Annotated in this window: 1 protein-coding gene; it reads right to left on the bottom strand. The window is 33.5% G+C overall.

Annotated elements, in window-relative coordinates:
• On the bottom strand, positions 1–700 hold a 700-nt coding region (locus tag AC1DTM_RS30030), incomplete at its 3' end, for a DMT family transporter (protein ID WP_477001654.1).
• Positions 701–732 lie beyond the last annotated feature (32 nt).

A 732-nucleotide genomic window follows, 5' to 3' on the forward strand; every position in this document is an offset into this window, starting at 1 on the left:
AATATAAGCCGTGTCCGCCGATAGACCCTACAAATATGAGATATAAAATTGGCCATTGTACACTCCAAGATGTTAAGACTGTTAGATTAGGCTGTTCCATTACAACAGATACAATTAACAGCAAGATTCCCCCATAAAACATTTGAATACCGTTAATGAGAAATGGTGATACGTCCGGTAAATCTGAAAGTATTTCTTTTGAACGAATAGAACCTATTCCATAAAATAACTCTCCTACTAATATAACCAGGCAAGCGATACTCCATATTAATGTAAGTTCTTGATGCATTCCAGGTAAAGAAATACCAAAAACGCCAATGAGTGCGATAACTAAAGCAACAAGTTGTTCTTTTTGCAATTTTGTTTTATTTCTCTTTGATTGCAATAGTAAAATCATCATTGGACCTGTTGCGGATAGTACTGCAGCTAATCCAGAAGAAATATATTGTTCAGCCCAGTAAAGGGTCGCAAATGTCATGAAAGTTAAACAAAAACCAGCATATATAATACGTTTTGATAATAAGTAAGGCCTAATATCCTTTCTCTTTAATTTAAAAATAATAATGAGAATAAGGCCCGCTAAAAAGAAACGAATTCCAGCTGAAAATAATGGTGGTGCGCCCGCTTCTATTCCAATTTTTATCGTTAAAAATGTCGTTCCAAAAATAATACATACTAAAATATAATTTAAAATGACCATTTGTCTTCCTCCTTTTCACTCTTGAAATGAGT

This window comes from Bacillus sp. P4_D3 (assembly GCF_056401855.1).